Source organism: Lysinibacillus sp. CNPSo 3705 (genome assembly GCF_028674935.1).
Lineage (GTDB): Bacteria > Bacillota > Bacilli > Bacillales_A > Planococcaceae > Lysinibacillus.
On record NZ_JAQZSD010000011.1, the window covers coordinates 64,694 to 89,805 of the forward strand.

Annotated in this window: 27 protein-coding genes; 17 read left to right on the forward strand and 10 right to left on the reverse strand. The window is 35.7% G+C overall.

Annotated elements, in window-relative coordinates:
• Positions 1-56: 56 nt before the first annotated feature.
• The 3 genes from PVA17_RS07185 to PVA17_RS07195 all read right to left on the reverse strand — a co-directional run bounded on the left by PVA17_RS07185 (position 57) and on the right by PVA17_RS07195 (position 3,486).
• Complete coding sequence (locus tag PVA17_RS07185) at positions 57-740, reverse strand: hypothetical protein (RefSeq protein WP_274067286.1); 684 nt, start codon at positions 738-740, stop codon at positions 57-59.
• Positions 741-967: 227 nt separating this feature from the next.
• The gene (locus PVA17_RS07190) at positions 968-2,227 is read right to left on the reverse strand and encodes an ATP-grasp domain-containing protein (protein ID WP_274067304.1); all 1,260 of its coding nucleotides are present in this window, start codon (positions 2,225-2,227) and stop codon (positions 968-970) included.
• A gap of 14 nt (positions 2,228-2,241) precedes the next feature.
• Positions 2,242-3,486, reverse strand: coding sequence for an MFS transporter (locus PVA17_RS07195; RefSeq protein ID WP_274067287.1), 1,245 nt, complete (start codon positions 3,484-3,486; stop codon positions 2,242-2,244).
• A gap of 857 nt (positions 3,487-4,343) precedes the next feature.
• On the opposite strand from PVA17_RS07195, the gene PVA17_RS07200 reads away from it, so the two are divergent.
• The 6 genes from PVA17_RS07200 to PVA17_RS07225 all read left to right on the forward strand — a co-directional run bounded on the left by PVA17_RS07200 (position 4,344) and on the right by PVA17_RS07225 (position 10,749).
• The gene (locus tag PVA17_RS07200) at positions 4,344-5,513 is read left to right on the forward strand and encodes a toxic anion resistance protein (RefSeq protein ID WP_274067288.1); all 1,170 of its coding nucleotides are present in this window, start codon (positions 4,344-4,346) and stop codon (positions 5,511-5,513) included.
• Positions 5,514-5,678: 165 nt separating this feature from the next.
• Positions 5,679-6,215, forward strand: coding sequence for a hypothetical protein (locus PVA17_RS07205; RefSeq protein WP_274067289.1), 537 nt, complete (start codon positions 5,679-5,681; stop codon positions 6,213-6,215).
• A 131-nt stretch (positions 6,216-6,346) separates the two neighbouring features.
• Positions 6,347-7,252 (forward strand): EamA family transporter RarD, encoded by a 906-nt coding sequence (gene rarD, locus PVA17_RS07210; RefSeq protein WP_274067290.1) that lies wholly within the window; start codon positions 6,347-6,349, stop codon positions 7,250-7,252.
• A gap of 170 nt (positions 7,253-7,422) precedes the next feature.
• Positions 7,423-7,599, forward strand: a complete 177-nt coding sequence (locus tag PVA17_RS07215; RefSeq protein ID WP_274067291.1) for a hypothetical protein — start codon at positions 7,423-7,425, stop codon at positions 7,597-7,599.
• Between the two features lie 151 nt (positions 7,600-7,750).
• Entirely contained in the window at positions 7,751-8,125 is a 375-nt protein-coding gene (locus PVA17_RS07220; RefSeq protein WP_274067292.1) for a hypothetical protein, read from the forward strand.
• A gap of 719 nt (positions 8,126-8,844) precedes the next feature.
• Positions 8,845-10,749: an endonuclease MutS2 gene (locus PVA17_RS07225; RefSeq protein ID WP_274067293.1), complete on the forward strand. Its 1,905-nt coding sequence runs from the start codon at positions 8,845-8,847 to the stop codon at positions 10,747-10,749.
• A gap of 50 nt (positions 10,750-10,799) precedes the next feature.
• Here the strand turns inward: PVA17_RS07225 and PVA17_RS07230 are convergent, their stop codons facing one another.
• Entirely contained in the window at positions 10,800-12,053 is a 1,254-nt protein-coding gene (locus PVA17_RS07230; protein ID WP_274067294.1) for a helix-turn-helix domain-containing protein, read from the reverse strand.
• Between the two features lie 148 nt (positions 12,054-12,201).
• Here PVA17_RS07230 and PVA17_RS07235 point away from each other — a divergent pair, with 148 nt between their 5' ends.
• Positions 12,202-13,491: an MFS transporter gene (locus PVA17_RS07235; RefSeq protein WP_274067295.1), complete on the forward strand. Its 1,290-nt coding sequence runs from the start codon at positions 12,202-12,204 to the stop codon at positions 13,489-13,491.
• A 122-nt stretch (positions 13,492-13,613) separates the two neighbouring features.
• Here the strand turns inward: PVA17_RS07235 and PVA17_RS07240 are convergent, their stop codons facing one another.
• The 4 genes from PVA17_RS07240 to PVA17_RS07255 all read right to left on the reverse strand — a co-directional run bounded on the left by PVA17_RS07240 (position 13,614) and on the right by PVA17_RS07255 (position 17,531).
• Entirely contained in the window at positions 13,614-14,330 is a 717-nt protein-coding gene (locus PVA17_RS07240) for a LutC/YkgG family protein (protein WP_274067296.1), read from the reverse strand.
• Positions 14,330-15,757, reverse strand: a complete 1,428-nt coding sequence (locus tag PVA17_RS07245; RefSeq protein WP_274067297.1) for a LutB/LldF family L-lactate oxidation iron-sulfur protein — start codon at positions 15,755-15,757, stop codon at positions 14,330-14,332. Before PVA17_RS07245 ends, PVA17_RS07240 begins: the two co-directional genes overlap by 1 nt.
• Positions 15,758-15,773: 16 nt before the next feature.
• Entirely contained in the window at positions 15,774-16,490 is a 717-nt protein-coding gene (locus tag PVA17_RS07250; protein WP_274067298.1) for a (Fe-S)-binding protein, read from the reverse strand.
• Between the two features lie 312 nt (positions 16,491-16,802).
• Positions 16,803-17,531, reverse strand: coding sequence for a FadR/GntR family transcriptional regulator (locus PVA17_RS07255; protein ID WP_132358781.1), 729 nt, complete (start codon positions 17,529-17,531; stop codon positions 16,803-16,805).
• Positions 17,532-17,954: 423 nt separating this feature from the next.
• Between PVA17_RS07255 and PVA17_RS07260 the strand changes: the two genes are divergently transcribed.
• Genes PVA17_RS07260 through PVA17_RS07270 form a run of 3 tightly spaced genes read left to right on the forward strand, consistent with a single transcriptional unit; the run spans position 17,955 to position 19,607 of the window.
• A complete protein-coding gene (locus tag PVA17_RS07260; RefSeq protein WP_132358779.1) occupies positions 17,955-18,665 on the forward strand; it encodes a cytochrome c biogenesis CcdA family protein in 711 nt (236 codons plus the stop codon).
• Between the two features lie 53 nt (positions 18,666-18,718).
• Complete coding sequence (locus tag PVA17_RS07265; protein WP_274067299.1) at positions 18,719-19,090, forward strand: response regulator; 372 nt, start codon at positions 18,719-18,721, stop codon at positions 19,088-19,090.
• A gap of 19 nt (positions 19,091-19,109) precedes the next feature.
• Complete coding sequence (locus PVA17_RS07270; RefSeq protein WP_274067300.1) at positions 19,110-19,607, forward strand: CcdC family protein; 498 nt, start codon at positions 19,110-19,112, stop codon at positions 19,605-19,607.
• A 731-nt stretch (positions 19,608-20,338) separates the two neighbouring features.
• On the opposite strand, the gene PVA17_RS07275 is transcribed toward PVA17_RS07270, so the two are convergent.
• Positions 20,339-20,767 (reverse strand): DUF2621 domain-containing protein, encoded by a 429-nt coding sequence (locus PVA17_RS07275; RefSeq protein WP_132359427.1) that lies wholly within the window; start codon positions 20,765-20,767, stop codon positions 20,339-20,341.
• Positions 20,768-20,884: 117 nt separating this feature from the next.
• Between PVA17_RS07275 and PVA17_RS07280 the strand changes: the two genes are divergently transcribed.
• The 5 genes from PVA17_RS07280 (at position 20,885) to PVA17_RS07300 (ending at position 22,940) form a co-directional block, all read left to right on the forward strand.
• The gene (locus tag PVA17_RS07280) at positions 20,885-21,100 is read left to right on the forward strand and encodes a DUF1659 domain-containing protein (RefSeq protein WP_132358773.1); all 216 of its coding nucleotides are present in this window, start codon (positions 20,885-20,887) and stop codon (positions 21,098-21,100) included.
• A gap of 14 nt (positions 21,101-21,114) precedes the next feature.
• Entirely contained in the window at positions 21,115-21,339 is a 225-nt protein-coding gene (locus PVA17_RS07285) for a DUF2922 domain-containing protein (RefSeq protein WP_132358771.1), read from the forward strand.
• Between the two features lie 83 nt (positions 21,340-21,422).
• Positions 21,423-21,545, forward strand: coding sequence for a YvrJ family protein (locus PVA17_RS07290; protein ID WP_082337366.1), 123 nt, complete (start codon positions 21,423-21,425; stop codon positions 21,543-21,545).
• A gap of 104 nt (positions 21,546-21,649) precedes the next feature.
• On the forward strand, positions 21,650-22,258 hold the full coding sequence (locus PVA17_RS07295; RefSeq protein WP_132358769.1) for an SCO family protein: 609 nt from the start codon (positions 21,650-21,652) through the stop codon (positions 22,256-22,258).
• A 145-nt stretch (positions 22,259-22,403) separates the two neighbouring features.
• On the forward strand, positions 22,404-22,940 hold the full coding sequence (locus tag PVA17_RS07300) for a DUF1572 family protein (RefSeq protein WP_132358767.1): 537 nt from the start codon (positions 22,404-22,406) through the stop codon (positions 22,938-22,940).
• Between the two features lie 182 nt (positions 22,941-23,122).
• Here PVA17_RS07300 and PVA17_RS07305 read toward each other — a convergent pair whose 3' ends face one another.
• Positions 23,123-23,677 carry a delta-aminolevulinic acid dehydratase gene (locus PVA17_RS07305; protein ID WP_132358765.1) on the reverse strand — a complete coding sequence of 185 codons (555 nt, stop codon included), beginning with the start codon at positions 23,675-23,677 and terminating at the stop codon, positions 23,123-23,125.
• Positions 23,678-23,812: 135 nt separating this feature from the next.
• Here PVA17_RS07305 and PVA17_RS07310 point away from each other — a divergent pair, with 135 nt between their 5' ends.
• Together PVA17_RS07310 and PVA17_RS07315 are read left to right on the forward strand one after the other, a co-directional pair.
• The gene (locus PVA17_RS07310) at positions 23,813-24,055 is read left to right on the forward strand and encodes a hypothetical protein (RefSeq protein ID WP_274067301.1); all 243 of its coding nucleotides are present in this window, start codon (positions 23,813-23,815) and stop codon (positions 24,053-24,055) included.
• Between the two features lie 277 nt (positions 24,056-24,332).
• On the forward strand, positions 24,333-25,112 hold a 780-nt coding region (locus PVA17_RS07315; RefSeq protein ID WP_274067302.1), incomplete at its 3' end, for a cache domain-containing protein.

A 25,112-nucleotide genomic window follows, 5' to 3' on the forward strand; every position in this document is an offset into this window, starting at 1 on the left:
AAGTACAAGTAATTGTACATTAGGTCTTATAGTGTTTCACTTATAATGTTACACATTTAATAAAAAAGCACATTACTAAATTTAATTTTAGTGATGTGCTTTTTATGTGCGCCCGGCATGTTATTACATTTAACAAAGAAAGCCATGGTAGTAAAATCAATTTTTAACGTTCTAGTAAAGACACGGTAAAAAGATTCTTTCATTATATAGAGACTGAGAGAAAATCTTTTGATAAAAATCAGGTTCATCACCAAAAGTTGTGGATGACTTTTGTTAAAACGTCTACTATGTAAATAGTAGATTGGAGTGAGCGACTTCTCGGGGATCAGTAATAGAGGAACGAAGGCTAAAAGCATCACATCCTGTGATAATGCCTTCGTGACCAACATCGTGTTGGCCCGAGACCCCGCAGCGAAGCGGATGTTTTCTGTGCGAAAGCGTAGCGACAGCAACACCAAAAGCGGCTCATCGGACAACCCCAGGAAGCTTTGCTCTGTGCGAAAGCGAAGCGGCAGCAACAAATGTTTTTTCTGTGCGAAAGCGAAGCGGCAGCAACAAATGTTTTTTCTGTGTGAAAGCGAAGCGGCAGTAACAAATGTTTTTTCTGTGCGAAAGCGAAGCGGCAGCAACAAATGTTTTTTCTGTGCGAAAGCGAAGCGGCAGCAACAAATGTTTTTTCTGTGCGAAAGCGAAGCGGCAGTAACAAATGTTTTTTCTGTGCGAAAGCGAAGCGGCAGCAACAAAGTGCCCAGTCGGAACGGAAATCAACCACACACTTGAATTTCCAACAATTACTAAACGGTGCCTCTATTTTCTTAACAACGAATAGCATATTGTAGTTCTGATACAGATTTTAAATAATAATAGGGCATGAATATTGAATAGGAAATAAAATAAATAAGGGAAAGACAAACGTGGTTCAAATTGTCCTTTTTCTTGACATAGACTAGTATGTGCCACATTCCTTTTAAAATATTTTTTTAAAAGAAGGTTTCCATTCTGACAAATCCTGATAAACAAACGTTAAATTGTCACATATTTTATCTGCAACTTCGTACATATGTTTTATATCATTAGCTGTAAATAATATATATCCTTTGCGGTGAGTGCTGTCTACAATAGTTGGTATGGTGTCACCTTCTTTTACTAAAAGATCAATCGATACGACCTCGGATATGTTAGCTAACCCTTTAAACTTGATTTCTTTTAAGCAACCTGGTTTTGGAATTAAGCTTAAAGACATAGCTTGACATTTTGAAGGCACACATTTAAATTCATCTATATTTTTAGTAACCAATGCATCAAAATAGTATCCAAATTGAGATATACCGGTTGTTAGTTCTACCATTTTCCAAATATTACCCCCACCTATCCTAACTTGAGACTCGATGATAATAGGCCTATTTTGTTTGTCTACCTTTACTTCTGTATGAGTAATGCCATTTTCTAGTTGTATGTCGTCCAAGAATAACATTACTTTCTCAATGATTAATTTTTTTTGAGATTCATCTATAGGTGCCGGCATAATAGTATAGTTTATTAAAAACGTATCCGCTTTAAATATTTCAGCTGATATGGCTAGTATAGAATGTTTTTTGTTATAAGAAACGGCTTCGACCGTATAAACTACGTCACCTTCAACGTACTCTTCCCCTAAAATAGGTAGTTGAATATCGTTATCTTTAATAAATACCTCTACGTCATCTCCTATGTCTAGCTTTAACACCCCTTTACCACCTACGCCAATTGGAGGTTTTATTATAATACTATCTTTTTTATGCAAAAATTCATCAATGTCTTTTATGTTGTTGCAAATTATCGAATCGATCGAATAGTCTTTGCCTACTAGAAGTTCACGCATCATGTTTTTATTGCGGGTTATCATATTAGCGTTGTAAGAAAATCCTTTAACATTAAAAATCTTTCCAATAATGCTTGCAGTATCCAAGGCTACCTCGTTGAAAGATACAACTAGATCAAATGGTTTCTCCTTGAACAATTCTTCAGCATAGTAGACACACACGGGTATGTTTGTTGTATCTATTTCTTTTTTATAGAAACACTTTTCTAAGATAGTTCCATCGAAATATATGTGTTTAGTGTAAGAGCCTAAATAGGAAACATTATACCCCCTGTCTAAAGCATCTTGTATAGGCTTTGTCCATCCTCCTATAAATAAAATGTGTGGTGTATTTTCAATGTCAGTTCCTTTTGATACTTTATACATCATAATCATCTCCTCTAAATTGAACTCATATATTCAATGTTGGTTCCTTTTGATACGCCTCGCCTTAACAACACTATTAAACACAATGTTGTTCCAAAGCCCCCTATAAAGAACGTAGTTTGAAGCCCAAATATTGAAACTAAAAATGCACTAGCAAAACTTCCTAATGCCCAAGCTCCCCAATTAAGCGTACGCTGTACAGCATTTACTCTGCCCAGCATGTGATTTGGTGAGACGAGTTGTCGTATGGTTGCAGCGTAAGGACCAAATACACCTTCTCCCATACCATGTATAATACTTGCTGCTACTATACCGAATACGGTTCCCAAATATCCCATTATCGGTATTAAGGACAGACCTATAACTGATACAGTAGCGCTATAAACAAGCATTCTTGTGTTATTAATTTGTTGACTTTTTTTGACGAGTATCGTATTACCTATTAAAAATCCTATAGCTGCCGAGCCTATAACAAAGCCTATTTCAAGTTCAGATAGACCCATTATCTTATATAGGAATATTACTAAAATGCTATTTAGTATATATTTAAAAAAACCGTAAACTGCGCCACAGCTTACAATTGGTTCCAATACGGGGTGGCTTTTGAAATATATCAAGCCTTCATATATGTTTATATATATCGTTTTTATATTTACGTTTTTTAAAGAGCCTTCTGTATGCGGTTTAAACCTTGAAATAAATAGTACACACACAAAACAAACAAAATACGTTACCGCGTCAACAGTGAATATGCCTGTTAATCCAACTAGAGTAATTACGATTCCTGCTAGCATAGGACCGATTACTATAGAAAGTGACTCCGAAAGGGCTAGTTGCGCATTTCCTTTTTTTAAGTTGTCTTTATCTGTTAATATTTCAGGTAAGAAAGTAGGAATTGTAATGTTGTAAAAAGTGGTGAATATACCATTTAAGAACATGAGAAACACCAATAAAGGGAACGTTATTATATTTGATACAGTCAGTATGAATACTGATAAAAATAAAAAGCCTTGGCATATACTACAAATTAGCAAAACCTTTTTTCTATGAAGGATGTCTATCAAAGCACCTGCTACTAATCCGAAAATTAGGTAAGGTACGAATATAATCCCACGAAGCAAGGCAGCATTCGCCTCACTTGTTTCTAGCACCTCTAATGCAAAAAGAGGCAAAGCTACTATTGTAAACTGGGTACCTAACAAACTGATAGACTGTCCTAGCCAAAGCTTGTAAAAATTAAAATGATTGTTATTTTTCATAAAATACCTCCATTAATCAATTTCAGCACTCATCTTTTGTTCAGCAGACAAAACTCCTCTCTTTTCCTCGATCGCTTTGGCTTATTTTGTTTTCTCATGTCATCACCTCCACGGAAAACTAGTATAAACCCAAAATTCATTATTTGTACGGATTTGGGAATATAAGAGCAAGATTACAAAATCAACTAAAAGCAAATTATGAAAGTTACGTATGACAGAACAGGAGGAATTTCATGACTTATCTAAAAAGTAACTCTATTTTGATCAATCTTTTTTCAAAATGGAGTTTTTGCAGTTGCTAATTGTTAAGGATTGAGGGATAACACATAAAGAAGTTATGTACTTCGTTTCGAATTACAATAAAAGGTTTAACATATTTCAATGGATTTTGTTGAACGCTTGACTTTTAATAAAACAGTAAGTAGCTGCTTTTTTCATTGTTATGGCGCCCAGTTGGAGCAGGAATTAACCCTATGTCACGAGGTAAGTCCTAAAATACACTAGTGTTAGAAAACTATGTAAAATATTTCGTGGTTTCAGTCGAATTTCCAAATGAAACAAGCTATAATTTATAGAATAGGGTGTAGTTTTGTTAATCAAGAATGATTGAAGATTAAAAAAATCACCTAGTCAACGCCTAGCGATACAAGAGGAGAGAGAACAGTTCTTTGTGAAACATGAGCAGCAGCTACCTATGCGTAAATGAGTTGGCAAAAGTCTTAAATGATCTTGAGCAATTAAAGCTTTTTGTCAATAGTTCAATCACTCTTATTTTGTAAAACTTGACTAAAATGAAACTTTTTCAGCTTGGAATCGTATGTAAATAAAAGAGATAAATCGCAGGGGGTAAAACTTTTATGTCTGAATTCGACAACGACCTATTAAAATCAAAGGATCCATTTGCATCAGAAAATCCATTATTACAACCTAATCCATTATTACAGGTGGAGCAAGAGCCAAAACCCGTACTTGTTTCTGAGCAAGAGCTATCACAAATTGCACAGAATCAACTTAAATTAAAGCAAGATCCTGAGGTTCATGCATTAGCACAAAAAATTGATGTGAAAGACCAAATTGCTATGCTAGAGCTTGGAAAAGAAACTGCGAATGGTATTTCTACTTTTTCAGATAAAATGCTAGCCACGATGAAAACAAGCAAGCTTGAGGAATCGAGTGTATTATTAAATAATTTAAATAGAATTATGGATAAATTTGATCCTCAAGATTTTGAAGAGGATAAAAAAGGTGGCTTCCTTACGAAGCTGTTTAATAAAGGAAAGGAACAATTAGAAAAGTTTCTATCCAAATATGACAGCATGAACAAGGAAGTGGATGTCATTTTCCGCGAGGTTCAAAAATACGAAGGTGAAATGAAACGTAATACCATTGATCTTGAAAATTTATATGATCAAAACTTAAATTACTTCCAAACTTTAAGTAAATTTATCGCGGCAATTGAAGTGAAAACAGATGAAGTACGTTCATCCTTACCAGCACTTGAACAAAAAGCACAAACTGGTGATCAATTAGCGGCAATGGAATATGAAACGATGGTACGTGCCGTTGATTTACTAGAACAGCGTCGTTATGATTTAGAAATGGCGCAACAAGTTTCATTCCAATCTGCTCCACAAATTCGATTAATGCAGCAAGGGAATAACCATTTAATTGCTAAAATTAACTCTGCGTTTGTGACGACAATTCCTATATTTAAGCAAGGGCTTATCCATGCGGTGACGTTAAAACGCCAAAAGCTTATTTCAGATTCAATGAGTGAATTAGACCGTCGTACGAATGAAATGCTTGTACGAAATGCAGAAAATATTAGTAAAAATAGTGTTAATATCGCGCGTGCGGCTGGTAGCCCAAGCATTAAAATCGAAACAATTGAAACGACATGGCAAACAATTATGTCTGGTATTCAAGAAACGAAGCAAATTCAAGCAGAAACAGCAAGAAATCGAGAGGAAGGCCGTAAACGTATCGAACGTCTGCAGCTTGAATATGAAAAACTGAAAAAAATGTAATCGTAAAGCTTCTTGCATCTTACTTTGCAAGAAGCTTTTTTTGACAAAATAGAAATTCCTCATTATGATAAGGTAAATGAGAATGATTATCAAAGAAGAGGGAAGAGGAAAGATGCTAAACAATGCAATTCGATTACATAAAATAATCAATCATGGGGTTAAAAGATGATGAGCAAAATGAATCCTACTTCATTATCATGTGAACGTTTAAAGGATGGAGCGCTAGCAATCAATACGACAGAAAACCTAATGCTCGTGTTAAAAAGTCGCTACCAAGAATTAATGCAAATAGAAGAGCTGTACAATGCCATGAACATAGATTTAGATGAAAAGCACACTGTTTTAGAGCAAGAGAGAAAAGTGTTAAAGAAGAAAAATATGGAGCTTGTGGAAGACATGCAAAAAATAAAGCAGCAAAACACCGTCTTACAAAAAAAGCTAACAGAATATAATTGTGTCGTAAATGAGCTAAAGGAGATTCGCCGACAAAATACAGAGCTATTAATTGAATTAAGTAAATATACTGCTCTGTCAAAGGAATCTCTGTCAGGTCCTTTAAAATCTATGATTCGCGATATGCGTGAGCAGGGAGTTGGCATTAAAGAAATCCACATTCGCATAAAACGACAAATTAATCCTGATATTAGCTATAGTACGGTACGCAAATATATTTCTGAGCTTGAATCTGAAATGAAAGAGTAATTTTGTTTATGCCAATTTATTAAAACTTGGCATTTACAGTTCCCATTCAAAGTCCTATAATAAGTCTATTCTTTAAATGGTAATATTAAGTATGTCGTATAGATTTATATGGAGTAGGAGAGTTAGAGGCAATGTCAAATGAGAAAAAAGGGGTTTTGGCGGCATTTTTAGCCTATGCTTTTTGGGGTGCATTTCCGCTTTATTGGAAATTGCTTGAGCATGTCCCTAGTATGGAAATTTTATTATCGCGTGTCATTTGGTCCTTCGTCTTTACAGTACTAGCAGTAATAGTATTTGGAATGCGCAAAAATCTTATCGCAGACTTGAAATATTTGTGGTCACACCAAAAGCATTTTTGGCAGCTTGCAGGAGCTTCCTTTGTTATTTCAATGAACTGGTATTTATATATTTGGGCAGTTACCCATAATCACTTAATTGAAACGAGCTTAGGCTATTATATTAATCCTTTACTGTCAGTTATTTTTGGCGTTATTTTCTTTAAAGAAGCACTTAGTCGTGCGCAATGGGCAGCTACCGGAATTGCCTTTATCGCTGTAATTATTTTAACGATTAATTATGGGTCAATCCCATGGGTAGCACTTCTTATTGCTTTATCCTTCGCCATTTATGGTGTACTGAAAAAGAAAATTAAGCTTGATGCGACAAGAGGTCTAGCTATTGAAACGTTATTTATTGTACCGTTTGCATTAGGCTACTATATTTACCTTTTTACAACGAATCAAGCCTCATTTTTACATGTTGATGTGACAACAGACAGCCTCATGATTGTCAGTGGTATCGTGACAGCAGTGCCATTAATTTTATTTGCAAAAGGTGCACAAAATATTCCACTCTATTTATTAGGCTTTATTCAATACGTATCGCCAACAATAGTATTAATTTTAGGAATCGTGCTTTATAAAGAACCGTTTAGTCAAATAGAGCTATTAGCATTTAGCATTATTTGGGCAGCGTTACTACTATTTTCAGGCTCGAAAATCATTGAAACGAGAAGGGCTCATCAGAAATCTGCTTAAAAAAAGGGCTTGTAGAAATTTTTTACAGGTCTTTTTTTCATGGATTAATATATTTTGGGGGATTTTAAGAGGATCCTGCTAAACATTACCATATAACGATGAAATAGTTGTATGGTAATATATTTTTGGTATTTTAAACTAGGAAATCATACAAATAAAAGGAGATTAAAATGAATCACCCATATAAAAAGTATGAAACCACAGAATTATGGCACATTATTTCCGAAGCTATTGGAGAACTAGTAGCTAATCAAGATATAGAAGAAATGACAAGTAGAGAATATAGAGTTGGTTATCTTTGTGCAAAACTAAGTCATGTGGAAGAAGATGAAGCAAAGAACGGATAGTTATATAGAAAAGAAATATTCAATGACGGCTTTAGTTATATTGCTGGGAAAGATACAGGGGGTATTTTAAATAAAAAATTTACCAAAAGATAAAGCATCAAGAGCATATAATCGCATTGTCAAAAAAGCTAATCTATATGATGTTTTTTTTATGAAACATAAAGCGATTAATATTATGATGAATGCTTTGAAACTACCATTTACTCCTAAGGAAATATCAAGTGCCTATATTTATATTGGGCTATTATACTCAGAATTAAAAATGTATAAAGAGGCTTCCCATAATTTTCATAAAGGAATGACTATCGTAGAGTGTGAAGAATTTCAATACAGCCCTCATTTTAAAAAAATTATAAAAGTTTTTATGAAGAATGGTGACTTGGAAAAAGCAACTTTCTGGCTAGATAATTTAAATAATAGAATATGGTACGATAAAAAATTTAAAAAATTAGGTCATATTAGTTCTTATGTAAAGAAGGAAAAATTTTTTTGTATTAAAAATAAAGAGGTAAAAAAGCTTAGGTAGGATAGTAGTACATGAAGATGAAGGCTTTGGTCAAGTGGGTCTATTCTATGGAGCACTTTGGTTAGATAAATACCTAATTAGGTTACTAAAATAATAATTTACCAATTGCTTGGAACAGTTTGCTTAATTGTTGGTTTGTCCATTTATAGGTTAATTATTGTTAGACAAAAATAAGCAACTTTACTTTTTTGTCAACATATAGTAATATAACGTCAATCAATTAGATAACAATGATGAATATTATAAATTAATGAGAGGTGCTTTTGATGAGTGCGGTAGGTTCTAAATAGGAACAACTTAATGAAATAAATGGAATGACGACAGGGGATTTAGTCATAGAAGTGACCCCTTATTTAGTCATGGTTTTATTTCGATACCTATGAAGATACCTACAATACTTTATAAAGCGTGTAATGCTCTGAAAAATACTTCCCTGTTAATAGCGGCTAGAGGATCTCCGTCTAAAAACGCCACGTCCTATGGCAATGACGGAGTGACCAACATCGTGTTGGTCTAAAGCCTCCAAATGCAATTATGCCGACGCATAATGGATTGAAGTTTTTTTCGCGATACTTTTTTACACATGCCTTGTAATGTAAAAGCTGTGGGATCCCCACAGCTTTTTTCTCTTTTGTAATTGCATAAAAAATCATTGCTATCTATTGAGTAGGTATCTTCATGAATGATTATGGAAAAATCATAGTGAGGAGACATTAACAATGAATCATACTACTTTTGAGAAGTTACAATACAATGAATTGAAGGAAATCGTTAAATCATACTGTGTCAGTGGATTAGGTAAACAGTTATTAGATAAATTAACGCCGAGCCCAATTATGACAGTTGTTAAAAATCGTTTAAATGAAACGACTGAGGCACGAGCAATTTTAGATGCGGAAGGTCATGTTCCGTTTTTAGGAGTATCAAATATTGACAATACGATTAAAAAGCTTGAAAAGGGGATAATTTTAGACCCTAGTGAATTAGTTAGCATTTCAGACTTTTTAAGAGGCTGTAGAAAAATTAAAAAATTTATGCTGGAGAAGGAATTTTTTGCGCCCGTACTTGCATCCTATGCTAATTCGATGGCTGAATTTAAAAGTGTGGAAGAGGAGATAAACTTTGCGGTTAAAGCCAATCGTGTAGATTCAGCCGCTAGTAGAGATTTAAAGCGTATCCGCAATCATATCGAGACAACAGAGGAAAAAATTAAAGACCGCTTAGTAAAATTTTTAAATAATAGTGCCAATAAAACATATATCCAGGAGTTCTTTATTAGTAAAAAGGATGATCGATACACGATTCCCATTAAGGCTTCCTATAAAAATCATGTGCAAGGAACTATTGTAGAAATTTCATCTAAAGGTGCAACGGTCTTTATGGAGCCTAGTACAGTAGCAAAACTAAATGTGGAATTGGCTACTTTGAAAGCTGAGGAAGCGGTGGAGGAATATCAGATTTTGGCGACATTATCAGGCCTGCTCTTGGAAAATATCCGTGAAATCAATATCAACATGGAGTTAATTAGCCAATATGATATGGTCTTTGCCAAAGCTAAGTTTAGCAAGCATATTGGAGGAGTAGAACCGGGCTTAAATGATGTTGGCTATATTAAACTCGTTAATTGTACGCATCCACTGTTAACAGGTAATGCGGTGGCACTTCATTTTGAAATTGGTAAAGACTATCGTAGCTTGATCATTACAGGACCGAATGCAGGTGGTAAAACCGTTGTTCTCAAAACGATTGGCTTGTTAACATTGGCTACAATGTCAGGCTTCCATATTGTTGCAGATAAAGGTACTGAAATAGCTGTGTTTGATCAAGTTTTTGTAGACATTGGTGACAATCAAAGTATTGAAAATGCACTTAGTACGTTTTCTTCCCATATGAAAAATCTTTCGGATATTATGAGAGCATCCAATAATAATACTCTTTTACTATTTGATGAAATAGGAAGTGGTACGGAGCCAAATGAAGGAGCGGCGCTGGCGATTTCCATTTTAGAGGAGTTCTATCATATGGGCTGCATGACAGTAGCAACTACCCATTATGGAGAAATTAAGCGTTTCTCTGAAATGCATAGTGATTTTATGAATGCTGCTATGCGTTTTAATAGTGAAACATTAGAGCCGTTATATCAATTAGTCATCGGAACATCAGGAGAGAGTAATGCTTTATGGATTTCTAAGAAAATGAATATCCGTGAAAGCGTTTTGCAAAGAGCGAAGGACTATATCGACAATAAGGATTATTTCCTAGAACGAGTAGATGATAGTAAAATCAGAAAGCCGAAGTTTGAGCAAGCGAGAGCTAAAGTAAAGTATGACTTTAAAAAGGGAGATCGTGTAAAGTTGTTAGATCATGCTGACGTTGGAATCGTTTATCAAGAAATGGATAATTTCTATAATGTTGTCGTGTTTTATGAGGGAGAATTCGTAAAGGTAAATGTTAAACGACTGGCATTAGAGATACCGGCAACAGAATTATACCCAGAAGGATATGATTTAGAGACATTGTTTGTAGATTATAAAGAACGCAAGCTTCAGCATGATATAGAGCGCGGTTCGAAAAAAGCCCTTCGCAACATTCAGAAGGAAATGAAGAAAAATAAATCGAGCTAAAAGTCAAAAAGGGATTGCCCATAAATTTTAAAATGTGCAATCTCTTTTATTTATTGAACCGAATTTATTTGTGCTTTAATTGAATAATACGTTTCTTCAATTTTTTGTTTATAGGGCAGATCAATTAAATCCTGAGAATCGATATAGGCCATTTTGGCAATTTCGTAGGCGGTTGTTAACTCACCGAAATGTGCATAGCAAAGTGCTTTATAGGAAAAGCACTCATTTAAGCCTAGAATATCAAATGGATGTAAGATGAATGGGGGAACATTTGTAAAATGTTCAAAAGCTTCCTTTGCTTCTTCATAACGACCTAATAAATATAAGGATTTCCCCTTTTCAGAATAATATAGGTTTTCATCAAATTTAACCGATCCCAAATCCATAAGTGGACGAAAGTGCTCTATTTCTTCTAATGCCTTTTCATAATCATGAGTGAAATTATTATAGTAATGTGCTCGTAATGTGAAAATAAAAGCATCTACATCCACTTGTTCTGCAAAAACTCGATACTGTTCTAGCTTCTTGATCAAATGTTCTGCATGCTCAAAATCATTGTCAATCATGGCACAAAACGCTGCAATACGGTACATATCATCGATATAAGAGTAAAATTGATTTTTATGTGCGTTGGCAATGGTCTCTTTAACGAGTTGTTTACCTGCTTCATGTTCTCCTATTGCTAATTGATAAACACTAATAAAATAAGCCATTTTTCCAGCATCTCGTGAATCTAATTGATAATTTTCTTGCTCAGCCTCTTTTTTAGCCTGTAAGATACAGGAATAAGCCATTTTATAGTTTCGATCTTCCATGAATATCGCGGACTGTAATATAAACGTTTCAAACCAATGACTTAGTAAATTAATTTCTTTAAACATAAAGCGTGCTTGTTGAAGCGGCGATTCCCATGTCGTTAATCCCGCTTGATATTGAGCTACAGCATATATATAAAGTAAACGGCCAGCTTCATAGCTTAGAGGAAGCTGTTCTACATAAGGCATAATCATCTCTTTGATTTGCTGTAAATTTTCTGTATTCTTACCTAGCCCTACTTCTGCATATAATATTTCCACCTGCTCTAAAAGGTGACGTATCGTAGAAGGGGCTATTTCTTCAAGTAATTCACTTGTTTTTACATGTAAACGCTCTGCAATATATTCTAGACTCTCCATCGAAGGCTTGGCCTTATCATTTTCAATTTGGCTTAACATTCCTTTTGTTAGACGATCACCGGCAAGTGCCTCTAATGTTAATTTTTGTTCCTTCCTTAATTTGCGAATTCTTGCGCCTAAAGAGTTCATTGCCTCGCCTCCTTTTTCATTAAAAGTGGTAATATCATTTTGTTTAATTATATTAAACTTTTTCTTGCGTGAAAAGTAGGAGCTATGTTATATTTTGTTTAATTAAATTAAACTTTTTAAAATAATTAAAAATATGGAGGGGTTTTAGATGGATGAAGCGCAAAAGTATAAAAAGGCGACGTACCATTTATGGACATTCACAACTAGTAAAATGATTTCGTTGTTAGGGTCACATGTATTGTCATTTGGGATAGGTTTATATATTTTGGCACTGACAGGGTCAGCGATGAGTTTTGCTACTACTATGATATGTTCCATTTTGCCTCGTGCATTAGTCGCGCCTCTGGCAGGGTATGTAGCTGATAATTATTCAAAGAAACGCACGATTTTATTCGCACAGGCAGGTACGATATTGACCGTTTCGGGGTTACTACTCTATACAGAAATGGTCGGTTTGTCGGTTTATGCTATTTATATAGCAACTGTATTTAATACAATTTGCTCGGCCTTTTCAGGTGTAACATTTTCTTCCTCAATCGCTACTCTAGTAAATCCAGAACGCCTACAGAAAGCAATGTCATTCAATCAAATGTCAGTGTCATTGGCAGCAATTGGTGGACCAGTAATCGGCGGAATGATGTATGGATTTTTCTCTATGAAAGCCTTTTTGCTTGTACATATGGTGGCCTATGTAATTGCTTTTTGCTTAGAAGCGACAATGAATTTTACTCTCTATAGTACAAGAGAACCTATTTTAGAAAAGGAAAAGATATGGGCGGGGCTTGCTAGTGGCTTTCGTTATATTAAGCAACAAAAAGTTGTTAAAACAATCATGTGGATTTCATTATGGATTAATTTGTTTTTCTCTGCCATCGTTGTAGGGGGGACCTATATTATTATTGAATTACTAAAAGTAAAATCAACGCATTTTGGTTTTATAGAGGCTTCGGGTGCAGTTGGTATGCTTATAGCTTCCCTCGTTTTCGCAACACGTAAAGAGGTTAAGGCGCCACTACGTTTTTCTAAAATTAGCTTATTGCTGTTGGCTAGCAGTTTAGGACTGGCGGTTGTTCCATTAATAACGAATTTATCCTATCTAGCTATTGTAATCTTTTATATTGTAATCTACTTTATTTTCGCTATTTTTGAGATGGGGGTCAACATGCCAATTATGGTTTATATGCAAAAGTTAATTTCAGAAGAATATCGTGGACGCGTATTGGGATTAATGGAAACAATGGCGATGTCAATGATGCCGATTGGTATGGTCGTATACGGCATCTTGTACGATACATTCCCAGCAACGGTTATTTTACTTGTCACGAGTGTCATTATCGTGACGATAGCACTAGTAATGCTACGAACATCTGTCTTAAAAGAAGCACATCCAGAGTTTTATGAACAAAAGAAGATAGTAACTGAGGGTGTAGCAAATTAATGTAACACAGAGAATTAATCGGTGATTATTGAAAGTTTATCAGTGATTAACTTAACGAAATATTATAGAAACAGATAAAACCAGGCATTTCTTCGTGTTGAAGCATGCCTGGTTGATCGGTTTTACAAATCTTCAATCACAATATAAGTAGCTTTAATTGGTCCATGTACACCAACGATCAGAATCATTTCGATATCCGCAGAATTACTTGGTCCCGTTATAAAGTTGATACAAGAGGCAATTTGCTCGCCACGTCTGACTTTTTCATGAATAAAGCGGGCTGCTTGCGTCATGCGTGGAACAATAGTACTTTTAGGAATTAAAATTATAGACTTCTCTGGTAAAAAGCTAACTGATCTACCTTTATCCTTATCACTAAAAAGTACTGCAGTTCCTGATTCTGCTAATGTAATTTCACTTATCGTAATGCCAATGTTAGCTTTTTCAGCTTGTCGAATATTTTCCTGTGGCTGCTCAGAATGCCATTCGTACAGTTGAATCTTTTCTTGAGGCCATTGCTCAGTCATTAATGTTCCTAGGCCATAGTTTTCAAAACGCTCATCTTTCCATGTTATAACAGTTTGACCGCCATAATTTCCAACTACTTTTTGTAAATCTGCAGGAAGATTAGCTGTATTTGTAATGACAATATCCGTATGAATATTTTTGCATTGTTCAACTAAAACCTCTAGTAACTCATCTTGTGTAGCATCATTTAGGACGCGATCTTGAGGGGTATATTGCCATGTAGGTCGTACGATTTCTGTTTTTGGTGCACGTCCAAGCTGTTTTGCAATTTTCGTTAAAAATACATCTCTATTTTCAATTGTACCTGTCATTATTCATCGCCTCCTTTTTGTCGGTGTTTAAACCAGTCACGGAAATTATCTTTATTGGGGGCTGGAAAATCCCTTGCTTCCGTCCATGCTTTTAGTGGGCCAGGACCATTCGCAATTTTCTGATCCCTTGTAAATGGAGCCATCGCTGGTGAAGCTATTTTTGTCGCCATTTTATATAGGGCAGGGGAGGAAGCACCTAGACCAAAGGCCTTCATTAATAACTTTTCCGATACAGGTGCCTTTCCTTCGTTTTCGACAATTACTTGGCGATGTCTATGAATAAGCTGATGTAATGGTATTTTGACAGGACAAGCATCTGTGCAGGCACCGCATAATGTGGAGGCATATGGCAACTCTTTAAAATCCTCATAGCCACCTAATAATGGTGAAAGAACGACACCTACTGGCCCAGAATAAATAGATCCATAAGCATGACCGCCAACATGTCGATAAACAGGACATGCGTTAACACAAGCTGCACAGCGTATACATTGTAAAATAGGCTGGAATTCACTGCCTAAAATATCAGAACGTCCATTATCAACAATGACTAAATGGAATTCCTCTGGTCCATCTGTGTCACCTTCATCTTTGATCCCCGTTAATGTCGTAATATAGCTTGTTAGCTTTTGCCCAACCGCGCTTCTTGTTAATAAGCTTACAAGTACTTCCATCTCTTCAAATGTAGGCACAATTCTTTCCATTCCCATTACCGTAATTTGTGTTTTCGGTAAGGCTGTTACTAAATCTGCGTTTCCTTCATTTGTCACGAGTGTAATCGAGCCGCTCTCCGCAATAGCAAAGTTACAGCCTGTAATGCCAATGTCTGCTGTTAAATAATCATTTCTTAATTTTTCACGTACATATAGAGCTAGTTCTTCAGGCTTTTCGGTTTTTTCATAACCTTGTTTTTCTTTAAAAATGTCACGAATCTGTTCCTTATTTTTATGCAAGGCTGGAGCAATGATATGAGAGGGTGGCTCATGATCATCTACTTGTAAAATGTACTCTCCTAGATCCGTTTCAATGACCTCACACCCGAGCTTTTCTAAAGCGGCGTTTAAATCAATTTCCTCGGTCACCATAGATTTTGATTTTACAATTTTAGCAGCATTCTTCTTTTTCGCGATACTTTGAATATAGTCTGTCGCTTCTTTCGCTGTTTGCGCAAAGTAAACATGTCCACCTCTTTTAGAGACGTTTTCACTTAGCTGATATAAGTAATAATCTAAGTTCGCTAGCACATGCTTTCGAATTTCTTCGCCGTGAGAGCGCCATTCCTCCCAATGTCCGAGCTCATCAGCTTGTTGTAGCCGCCGTGTTTGTAAGCGCTCCTGTGCGCTTGATACTGCTCCGCGCATAAACATATTTTCTAATTCTTTCGTTACACGATGATCAAAGCGTTCATCACTTGTTTTCATGGACATTTCTTTTATCCCCCTCTTAGTGACAATTTAATACTTCCGCAATATGCATGACTTTAATAGGCTTACCTTGTCGATTAATTCGACCACCAATATTGATTAAGCAACCAGCATCTGCACCGATTAAAATGTCTGCTCCCGTTTCTTCAACATTTTGTACTTTCTCATTGACCATTTCTCCAGAAATATTGCCCATTTTTACTGAAAATGTTCCGCCAAACCCACAGCATCTTTCTTTTCCTGGGAGTTCTACATACTGTAAGCCTTTCACTTGATTTAATAGTTTAAACGGTGAATCTGTAACACCGAGTAGACGTGTCATATGACAGGAGGTATGATAAGTAGCCTTGCCCTCTAAATGTGCTCCTACATCCTCGACTTTTAATATATCTACAATAAACTCAGTAAATTCATATGTTTTATCTGCCAATGCTTGCGCTTTTGGCTCCCAAACTGGATCTCCCTTAAACACTTTTGGGTATTCCTTAAACATATAAGCGCAGGAACCAGAAGGGGAGACAACATATTGGGCATGTTCAAAGGCGGTAATCATTTTTTTCATAGCATTTTTAGAGTCTTTTACGTAGCCACTATTATAGGCAGGTTGTCCACAGCAAATTTGATTTTCAGGAAAATCTAGGTCGCAGCCGAGCCTTTCTAAAACTTCCACAACAGCTTTTCCTACATCCCCTTGAAACATATCAACTAAACAAGTCGCAAAAAGTGTTACTTTCATGAGAATCGCTCCTTTTTGTCTCTATTATTCTCTAAATAACTAATCAACAGGTCATCTGATGACTTAATGATAAATATATTGTTTTTATAATACTACAACTGTCCAGATGAATAAAAGATGTTTTTTGTTAATTTTCAAAAAATTCGAAGAGAGTGGGGCAAACTAAATAGTTCCTTCGTAAGCAAAATAATCTCGAAATTAACAAAACACGATAAAAAGAAAAACGAACTATTCCGCAACACTCTCATAGCCGTTTCGTTGGATAGTTCGGTATTTTAGTTGGCTAAAAACGCTTTTGTCTCAGCTTCACTGTTATTTCATAGATTTAGTTGTTTCAAAATATTGCATTAAGACCTTTTCCACATTACTTAAATGTGAAGCCATAGCATGTTTGGCAAGCTCTTCATTTTGCTGTTTAATCGCAAGGAAGATTTGCATATGTTCATCATACAGCTTTTCGCTCGTAATTTTTTTAGAGTACAACCAAATTCGACGTGTCTCTTTCATCGTTGCGATCATTAAACCTGAAACCTGGTCCAATATAGTTGTAAGTAGGGGGTTTTTAGAAGCTGCAGAAATGGCCGTGTGAAATTGAAAATCTACTTTTTCTCCTAGCTCTCCATCTCCTTGTACTCGTTTCATCTCATCTAAAATTTGCATCATTGACTGTATGTCTTCTTCTGTTCGATGAATGGCTGCGCTCGCTGCAGCGCCAACTTCGATAATTTTACGTACTTCTAACAAATGTGAGATATCTTGCTTATTTGTTAGAATCGCAGTGGATAAGGGGAAATCAAGTTGATTGGATTGATTACTTTTAACAAATGTACCTGAGCCTTGTTTTATTTCAATAAGCCCCATTGCTTTTAAAGCGGAAAGAGCTTCTCGAATGGCAGATCTGCTTACTTGTAATTGTTCAGCAAGTTGTTCTACTGAATCAAGTCGGTCACCTGGCTTCAGTTCGCCAGTTCTAATTTTTTCATATATTATTTCAGATACTTCCTCATATATTTTTTTCGGTTTAATTTTTCTTAATTCCAAGGACTACACCTCATTTATGCTATCAATGCTCTATTGTTTTTTAATTATACATGAAGAAAGTTAATTTTCGAACTATTAACAGTAAATAAAAAAGGGTACTACAACTCTGCAAGGCGGGTAATGGCTGCTTTACAATAGCCTACAAAAAGCTCTGTTGCTAATGTCTTTTGAGACAAAACTCAAAGTACAGAATTATGGTGAATTTTATTGACAGATAATATAAGGGGAGCGCATAATGCAAAAGTACATTAGCAAATACACGTTGATTTAATAAGGTCTGAAAATTAATTTGTATGATAATATGATGGAACTTCACTTTTTAAACACCTTTTTGCCATGAAACGTTCACAAACAGGAAGGGCGCAATTTACAGTGATTTTTGGTACGATGGAGACAGTAACTGTAAGGAGCGAGTGAGAAAATATGGAAACTGATATTAACGTATTTTTAGCTTTAGGTGCAGGGTTTTTAAGCTTTATTTCACCATGTACTCTACCGCTGTATCCAGCATTTTTATCATACATAACAGGTATGTCGTTAGATGAGCTAAAATCGGAACGAGGTATGATGCAAAAGCGTGCAGTTTTGCATACCCTCTTCTTTTTACTAGGATTTTCAATTATCTTTATTATGATTGGACTAGGAACATCATTAGCCGCCAAGTTCTTCCTTAATTATCACACATTATTACGTCAAGTTGGTGCCATCCTAATCGTTGTATTTGGTTTAATGATTGTGGGTTTACTACAAATTGACTTTTTAATGAAAGATCGAAAATTCCAATTTAAAAATCGACCTTCTGGTTATTTTGGATCAGTATTAATCGGTATAGCCTTTGCGGCTGGTTGGACGCCTTGTACAGGTCCAATTTTAGCATCGATTATTACATTGGCTGGTGCAAATCCAAGCGCAGGCATTAGCTATATGTTGGCTTATTATTTAGGCTTTGCGATTCCGTTTTTCGTGTTATCTTTCTTTATAGCACGTATGACTTGGATTCGTACACATAGCCAAAAAATTGTAAAAATCGGCGGTTATATTATGATTGTCGTTGGTGTAATGTTATTCTTCGACGGTTTATCGTATTTAACACGCATTTTACAGCCTATTTTTGGTGGATTTACAGGCTTCTAATCTGCTAAACTAAAGAAGCCATACTGTACTATTACGTGGGGGGAGATGAACAGGTGCCTACAGTTTTAGTAGTGGATGATACGCTCTTTATGCGTGTTGCAATCAGTAATATGTTTACTGAATGGGGTTATGAGGTAGTCGGCAATGCAGGAAATGGTAAAGAAGCTGTGGCGATGTATCGTGAGTTACAACCAGATCTAGTAACGATGGATGTAACAATGCCCGTAATGACCGGTATAGAAGCAGTAAAAGAAATCATCCCCGAATTTCCAGATGCAAAAATAATTATGATTACAGCTTTAGGACAACAAAAGTTAATCGTAGAAGCAATTGAAAGTGGCGCAAAGGATTTTATTACAAAACCTTTCGAGCCAGAAAGATTAAAGGCTGTAGTTGATCAATTACTTGGACAAAATTGTCAATGACATTAGAGGAGGAATTTTTATGTTTAGCAATATCCCTTCTCAATATTATGTAATAGGTTCGACCATAATGGCCATTTTTATGGGTACCTTTGTCATGGTTTTACGTATGCGAGCATCTAAGAAACCGACAAATGAGAAGAAAATTATCATTCCACCAATTGCAATGTCTTCAGGTGCGTTAATGTTTTTATTTGAACAATTTCGAGTACCACCTATGCAAATCCTTGAAGCGGCAGCAGTCGGAATGGTGTTCTCAACAATCTTAATTGCCACTTCTAAATTTGAAGTAAAAGGCCAAGATATTTATTTAAAGCGTTCAAAAGCATTCTTTTTTATATTAATCGGACTTTTAGTATTCCGGGTAATTGCAAAAATGATATTAAGTAGCTCCATTGACGTTGGTGAGTTAGCAGGAATGTTTTGGATTTTAGCGTTCGCTATGTTACTTCCTTGGCGAATCGCAATGCTTATTCAATTTATTAAAATCAAAAAAACAATTCCGCTGAAAAATATTTAATGGGAAAACTACACTAGAAATTTCATCTAGTGTAGTTTTTTTGTTGCGCCCAGTTTGGCTGATGGAAAGAGCGATTCGAGCTATTGAGAGGCTTGGCAGAGGTGACAGAAAGCGTCACTTGAATGGCGGAATGAAAGACAGAAGCAATGGATGGGAGCTAAAGTATAACGGATAGAAGAGTCAAAATGAAAGGATAGAACTCTGGGCGACGGATAGGATTGCTGAAGTGACGGAAAGAACTGTCCAAGCGACGGAAAGAAGAGTCGAAATGAAGGATAGAATGCAGGGCGACGGATAGAATTGCCAGAGCGACGGAAAGAGCCGTCCAAGTGACGGAAAGAAGAGACAAAATGAAGGGTAGAACTCAGAGCGACGGATAGGATTGCTGAAGTGACGGAAAGAGCTGTCCAAGCGACGGAAAGAAGAGACAAAATGAAGGATAGAACGCAGGTCGACGGATAGGATTGCAGAAGTGACGGAAAGAGCTGTCCAAGCGACGGAAAGAAGAGTCGAAATGAAGGATAGAATGCAGGGCGACGGATAGAATAGCCGGAGCGACGGAAAGAAGAGATAAAATGAAGGATAGACGCAGGTCGACGGATAGGATTGCTGAAGTGACGGAAAGAGTTGTTCAAGTGACGGATCAACTCCCCCTGTACTAGCAGAGAATATATGATGAAACTTATCTAAGGTCAGTAAAAACGCTGCACAAATCATTGTGCAGCGTACCATTAATCAAACAAATGCTCATATGGAGCAATGTCAATTTGCATTTCATCTAACTTTTTACGTAAAAATTTATGGTCGCGCTTTGGCGTTGCTTGGATATAGCCTCGAATAATTAAATCTTGGCTAATGGCAGGTGCTTTTTCCTCTAAAGCTAGTTCGCCAATTTTTCCTGCAATTTTTTCCTTTGCTACTTGTCGAAATAACTCAGGTACAGGGCTTACAAGTTCATATAAAAGCTCCTTCTCAGGTTGTCCCCATAAATGAATCGTTTTATCTAAATAATATTCTTGCCAATCTAAATCAGATTTACCGTCCTGTTTCGGTAATGCCTTTAAAAATTTACGGAACATGAAAAATCCGCCTATCGCCATAAACGAAATAAGCACAACTACCCAAAATAGGATAAACCATAAAAACCAACCAGTTAACAAATCGTTCACCTCTTTGCCTTCTCTTACTCTATTATAAAAGCTTGCAGAAAAAAATCCATCCTAAATGTCCCTTTTTTAGCAATAAGTCAGTATATATTGTAAAAGGAGGTGACGCTCATGGCAAAAGTCAATTTCATAGGTGCTTCATTGCGCTTAAAGTATATTACTGGACAGAATGCACAAAACGAGCCCATATTTACATTTAAAACGTACCGCAATTTAAACGGCTCGCATACAGCAGAGGATTTAGTAGACGTAGCAAAGGCTATTGCAAGTCTATCTTCACACGCACTAGATAGCATTGAAAAACAAGAAACAACAGATTTATCCTAAGGGGGGAGAAAGCAATGACACAAGTTTTAGAGCTGCAATTTGAGACAGCGGCAGGGAAAACGACAACGATTGCGATTGATGCACCGAAGCCAAATGTAACAGCGGAGGAAATTCAACAGGTTATGCAAACGATCATCGCTAAAAATGTTTTTGATAGACAAGCTAGTGCTTTGGTGGGAATGACTAAGGCTCGCATCGTTGATCGACAAGTAAGAGAATTTGAATTAGGGATCGAATAGTTATGAAATGGTCTTTGCGGGATTTTCTGCAAGGACCATTTTAGCAATAGTATTTATGATAACCTTAGTAAAGGAGGGGCCATATGGAACAGTGGTTAAACATGATATCGGATATCGGTTTTCCTATCTTAGTGTCGTTTTATTTACTACATCGAGTAGAAGTTAAATTAGATGCAATTCATGATGCACTTGTTTCCTTAAAGTGAAATCGATTTCACAAAGATGTACGAAAGCTGTCACTTGAGTGTCCTTGCCAATATTTACATCGTACGATAGGATGGGGATAGTGTTAGTAGGGAGCGTGTTAAAGATGAGAAATAAAATAATGGGGCTTGTTCTACTGTTTGCATTAGCTGCAGTGCTCAGTGCATGTGGAAATACAAAATTTAAAGCAGATTATAGCTTGGAGTTACCGGATTTTGAACATGTTAATCAACGCGGAGAAAAAGTTTCTTTAGAGAGTTTAAAAGGGAAACCATGGATTGGTATGTATATTTTCACAAATTGTACATCGATTTGTCCACCAATGACCTTTAATATGACGCAAGTTCAAGAAAAGCTGAAGAAAAAAGGTGTGGAAGATTATAATATTGTCGCGTTTTCAATTGATCCTGATGTAGATAAGCCGGAAATATTAGCTAATTATTTGGGCAAATATAACGTTCCGGATGAATCAAAATGGAATCTTCTTACTGGATATTCACAAAAATATATTGAGCAGTTCGCTGTAAAATCAACTAAAATATGGGTAAAAGATGATCCTAGCAGCGACCAAGTGTTACACGGAAATCAATTTTTCTTAGTTGATAAAGATGGCAAAATCGTAAAAATGTATTCTGGATTTGCAGATAATGCCGAGGATGTCCCTATTGACACAATTGCATCAGATATAGAAACATATATTGATGAAAATTTATAATAGATAGAATGAAACCGTCTCAATAGTATGAAGAGACGGTTTTTTTGTTCAAATTTAATCCTTTATAATTTTAGCCTCGTTTATAGTGTATTTGTTTGAAATAAAATATTTATAGTAGCTAATGGAACAAAGGGGGTTTTCATGAATGAGCATGGAGCAGACTTACTTAAACGTTGTTCAGAAAAGGTTTAAAAGTGTGAAAGAACAAGGTGATAAAACACTTTTACAATTGGATAATGAACAACTGCATTGGGCTTTTAATGAAGAATCCAATAGCATTGCTGTTATCGTAAAACATGTGAGCGGTAATATGCTATCGAGATGGACTGACTTTCTAACGACAGATGGTGAGAAGGAAACGAGAAATCGTGACGATGAATTTACCGATAGCCTTCAGACAAAAGAAGAGATTATGATGGTATGGGAAAAGGGCTGGCAAGTATTTTTAGATGCTTTACTAGGTTTAAAGGAAACTGATTTACAAAGGTATGTAACGATAAGAGGAGAACGGCATTCCGTCATAGACGCTATCGAAAGACAAATGTCCCACTATTCACAGCATGTCGGTCAAATCGTTTTCATCGCTAAACAACTAAAGGGCTCTGATTGGCAAACATTAAGTATTCCAAAGGGACAATCTCAGATTTTTACAGAGTCAATGATAAAAAAACAGCAACAATAATTAAGAAATAGGCTGTGACATAACTAAATGGTTCCTCCATAAGGCCATATAATCTCTAATTAACAAAACACGATAACTAGAAAAACCGAACTATTTTGAAACAACTCATTAGAGTTTCATTAGATAGTTCGGTATTTTTGTTGTCTACAACACATTTATCCCAGCCTCTTCGGATTTATCTGCTATGCAAAATAAAGCTGATACATTGAAGTTTCCTCGTCAATCGATTTTGCGAGTTCTAAGGCTTCCTGCTGTGTTCGCTTATTGGCAATGATTTCGTACATAAATCTTATAAGAAACATTAAATTTGCATTCCCATCTATATAATCATTCGGGCCTAAATATGAATGGCAACCACTTTTTAAAAAGGCATTTGCTAGCTGTTTTTCACCTAAAGTACAGCCAGAGGCAATTACCTTCACATCTTTTAATTTACAATAATTCGAGATCTCTTGAGGACCGAAAAATTCACCTCTTGGTTCATTTAACTCATAAACTTCGGGGCCTAGCTCTGGCATGCAAAAGCGTCCTTCATCCCCGTGAAAGTTTAAAATTAAATAATCTATTTGATCATTCAAATCTTCTCCTGATAAAACATCTATAAAATCATTTGGTCTTCCTATTAAATGAAGTGTTACTCGAACACCAAATGACTCAAGTACTGAGCGTAATGCAAGAGATTCGATATCACAATTAGAGCCTACTACTAAACTCACATACAAATTTGGCCTACTCATTTTCTATTATTCTCCTTTTCTTATTTTTATATTAATATTATACCTAAAATTGGGTGTTGTGCCCAAATAGATAACGAAAGCGTAGTGAATGTTTTTTCTTAAATCAAAAATATTGATCAGTTCCATAACGAGAGGGTGGCTTCCTTAACGGCTGGTAGCTTTGTGCGGACGCACAGAGATATCGAAAAACTTGTAAAAGAAATCTACTACATTAGCGAAGTATCTATGAAATCAAGTAGCAATGTTCAAAGTGTTGCGGCATCCTCTGAGGAACAAAATGCAGCGATGGAAGAAGTAGCAGCAGCCTCTACACATTTGGTAAAAATGGCGGTTGACCTACAGGAATCGATTCAAGCATTTAAATACTTACAACCATAGTCCCTATGCATCATAGTTAAAACGTGATTCATAGGGATTTTGTGTTTTACTACATATTGAAGTTGTGTCAAGAATAGAAGAATTTATGTTAAGAAAATCAAAAAAATGAAAAAAGGGGTTTGAATTTAAGTATTTCGTCCGATAAAAGTAAGTATAGGAAGAAATTTTAATCGATAAGAGAAGGGAAGGTTGCGAACCGAGGCGGTTTTCTTTTTTTGAAACCTAAAATCGGAAAAACATATTTTAAAAACTTGTGAAAACAAAGGAGAGCTAATGCATGAAACGATTATTTGGAAGCTTTAAGGGTAAGCTCTACACATTATTTGCTCTTATCTTACTAATCCCAGTTATTTCTGTAGGAAGCTTATCGTATCTTTCAGCAAAAAATTCGATAAAAGAAGAAATACTTTTTAGTGCAAATGAAAGTGTAAATATTTTAAATACGTTAATTGATAAAACAATTAGCGAAAAAGAAAACGACATCAATGTGTTTAGCGAGGAAATAGATTCTTCTATGTATGATCAGCAGGGATCTGCAGTACATACAAAATTTCAACAATATATTAAGCTACATCCGGATGTTTTGAGCATTTATATTGGAACAAATGAGGGCTCATTATTTCTAGAACCTAAATCAAATAGCGCTGATTATAATCTTTTGGAACGAGACTGGTATAAAAAGGCTACAGCATTAAAGGGAGAAGTTTTAATTACGAAACCTTATATTGATGCTGGTACTGGAGATATGGTCGTAACTATTGCTCGTCAGGTAAAAGATAAATCTGCGGTAGTTGCTATTGATATAAAATTGACTAATCTTCAAAAAATATCCAATTCTATTAATATTGGAAAAAATGGATATTCTTCTATTTTTGATGAAGATAAATTGGTTATTTCACATCCGACTATTGAACCGGGTAGCGAAATAAAAGAAAGCTTCATGGACAAAATGTACGATAGCAAATCGGGCACGTATGATTATGTCTTTGACGGTGATGACCGAATTCTGTTCTTTACAACGAATGAACTGACAAATTGGAAAATCACAGGGACAATT

Bases quoted from the DNA above. Each gene is read 5' to 3' on its own strand.
- PVA17_RS07215 (WP_274067291.1), top strand. From the start codon at position 7,423: ATGAATCACCCATATAAAAAGTATGAAACCACAGAATTATGGCACATT.
- PVA17_RS07295 (WP_132358769.1), top strand. From the start codon at position 21,650: ATGAGAAATAAAATAATGGGGCTTGTTCTACTGTTTGCATTAGCTGCA.
- PVA17_RS07240 (WP_274067296.1), bottom strand. From the start codon at position 14,330: ATGACAGGTACAATTGAAAATAGAGATGTATTTTTAACGAAAATTGCA.
- PVA17_RS07200 (WP_274067288.1), top strand. From the start codon at position 4,344: ATGTCTGAATTCGACAACGACCTATTAAAATCAAAGGATCCATTTGCA.
- PVA17_RS07300 (WP_132358767.1), top strand. From the start codon at position 22,404: ATGAGCATGGAGCAGACTTACTTAAACGTTGTTCAGAAAAGGTTTAAA.
- PVA17_RS07230 (WP_274067294.1), bottom strand. From the start codon at position 12,053: ATGAACTCTTTAGGCGCAAGAATTCGCAAATTAAGGAAGGAACAAAAA.
- PVA17_RS07290 (WP_082337366.1), top strand. From the start codon at position 21,423: ATGGAACAGTGGTTAAACATGATATCGGATATCGGTTTTCCTATCTTA.
- PVA17_RS07235 (WP_274067295.1), top strand. From the start codon at position 12,202: ATGGATGAAGCGCAAAAGTATAAAAAGGCGACGTACCATTTATGGACA.
- PVA17_RS07225 (WP_274067293.1), top strand. From the start codon at position 8,845: ATGAATCATACTACTTTTGAGAAGTTACAATACAATGAATTGAAGGAA.
- PVA17_RS07220 (WP_274067292.1), top strand. From the start codon at position 7,751: ATGAAACATAAAGCGATTAATATTATGATGAATGCTTTGAAACTACCA.
- PVA17_RS07195 (WP_274067287.1), bottom strand. From the start codon at position 3,486: ATGAAAAATAACAATCATTTTAATTTTTACAAGCTTTGGCTAGGACAG.
- PVA17_RS07285 (WP_132358771.1), top strand. From the start codon at position 21,115: ATGACACAAGTTTTAGAGCTGCAATTTGAGACAGCGGCAGGGAAAACG.
- rarD (WP_274067290.1), top strand. From the start codon at position 6,347: ATGTCAAATGAGAAAAAAGGGGTTTTGGCGGCATTTTTAGCCTATGCT.
- PVA17_RS07205 (WP_274067289.1), top strand. From the start codon at position 5,679: ATGATGAGCAAAATGAATCCTACTTCATTATCATGTGAACGTTTAAAG.
- PVA17_RS07250 (WP_274067298.1), bottom strand. From the start codon at position 16,490: ATGAAAGTAACACTTTTTGCGACTTGTTTAGTTGATATGTTTCAAGGG.
- PVA17_RS07305 (WP_132358765.1), bottom strand. From the start codon at position 23,677: ATGAGTAGGCCAAATTTGTATGTGAGTTTAGTAGTAGGCTCTAATTGT.
- PVA17_RS07270 (WP_274067300.1), top strand. From the start codon at position 19,110: ATGTTTAGCAATATCCCTTCTCAATATTATGTAATAGGTTCGACCATA.
- PVA17_RS07190 (WP_274067304.1), bottom strand. From the start codon at position 2,227: ATGTATAAAGTATCAAAAGGAACTGACATTGAAAATACACCACACATT.
- PVA17_RS07280 (WP_132358773.1), top strand. From the start codon at position 20,885: ATGGCAAAAGTCAATTTCATAGGTGCTTCATTGCGCTTAAAGTATATT.
- PVA17_RS07245 (WP_274067297.1), bottom strand. From the start codon at position 15,757: ATGTCCATGAAAACAAGTGATGAACGCTTTGATCATCGTGTAACGAAA.
- PVA17_RS07260 (WP_132358779.1), top strand. From the start codon at position 17,955: ATGGAAACTGATATTAACGTATTTTTAGCTTTAGGTGCAGGGTTTTTA.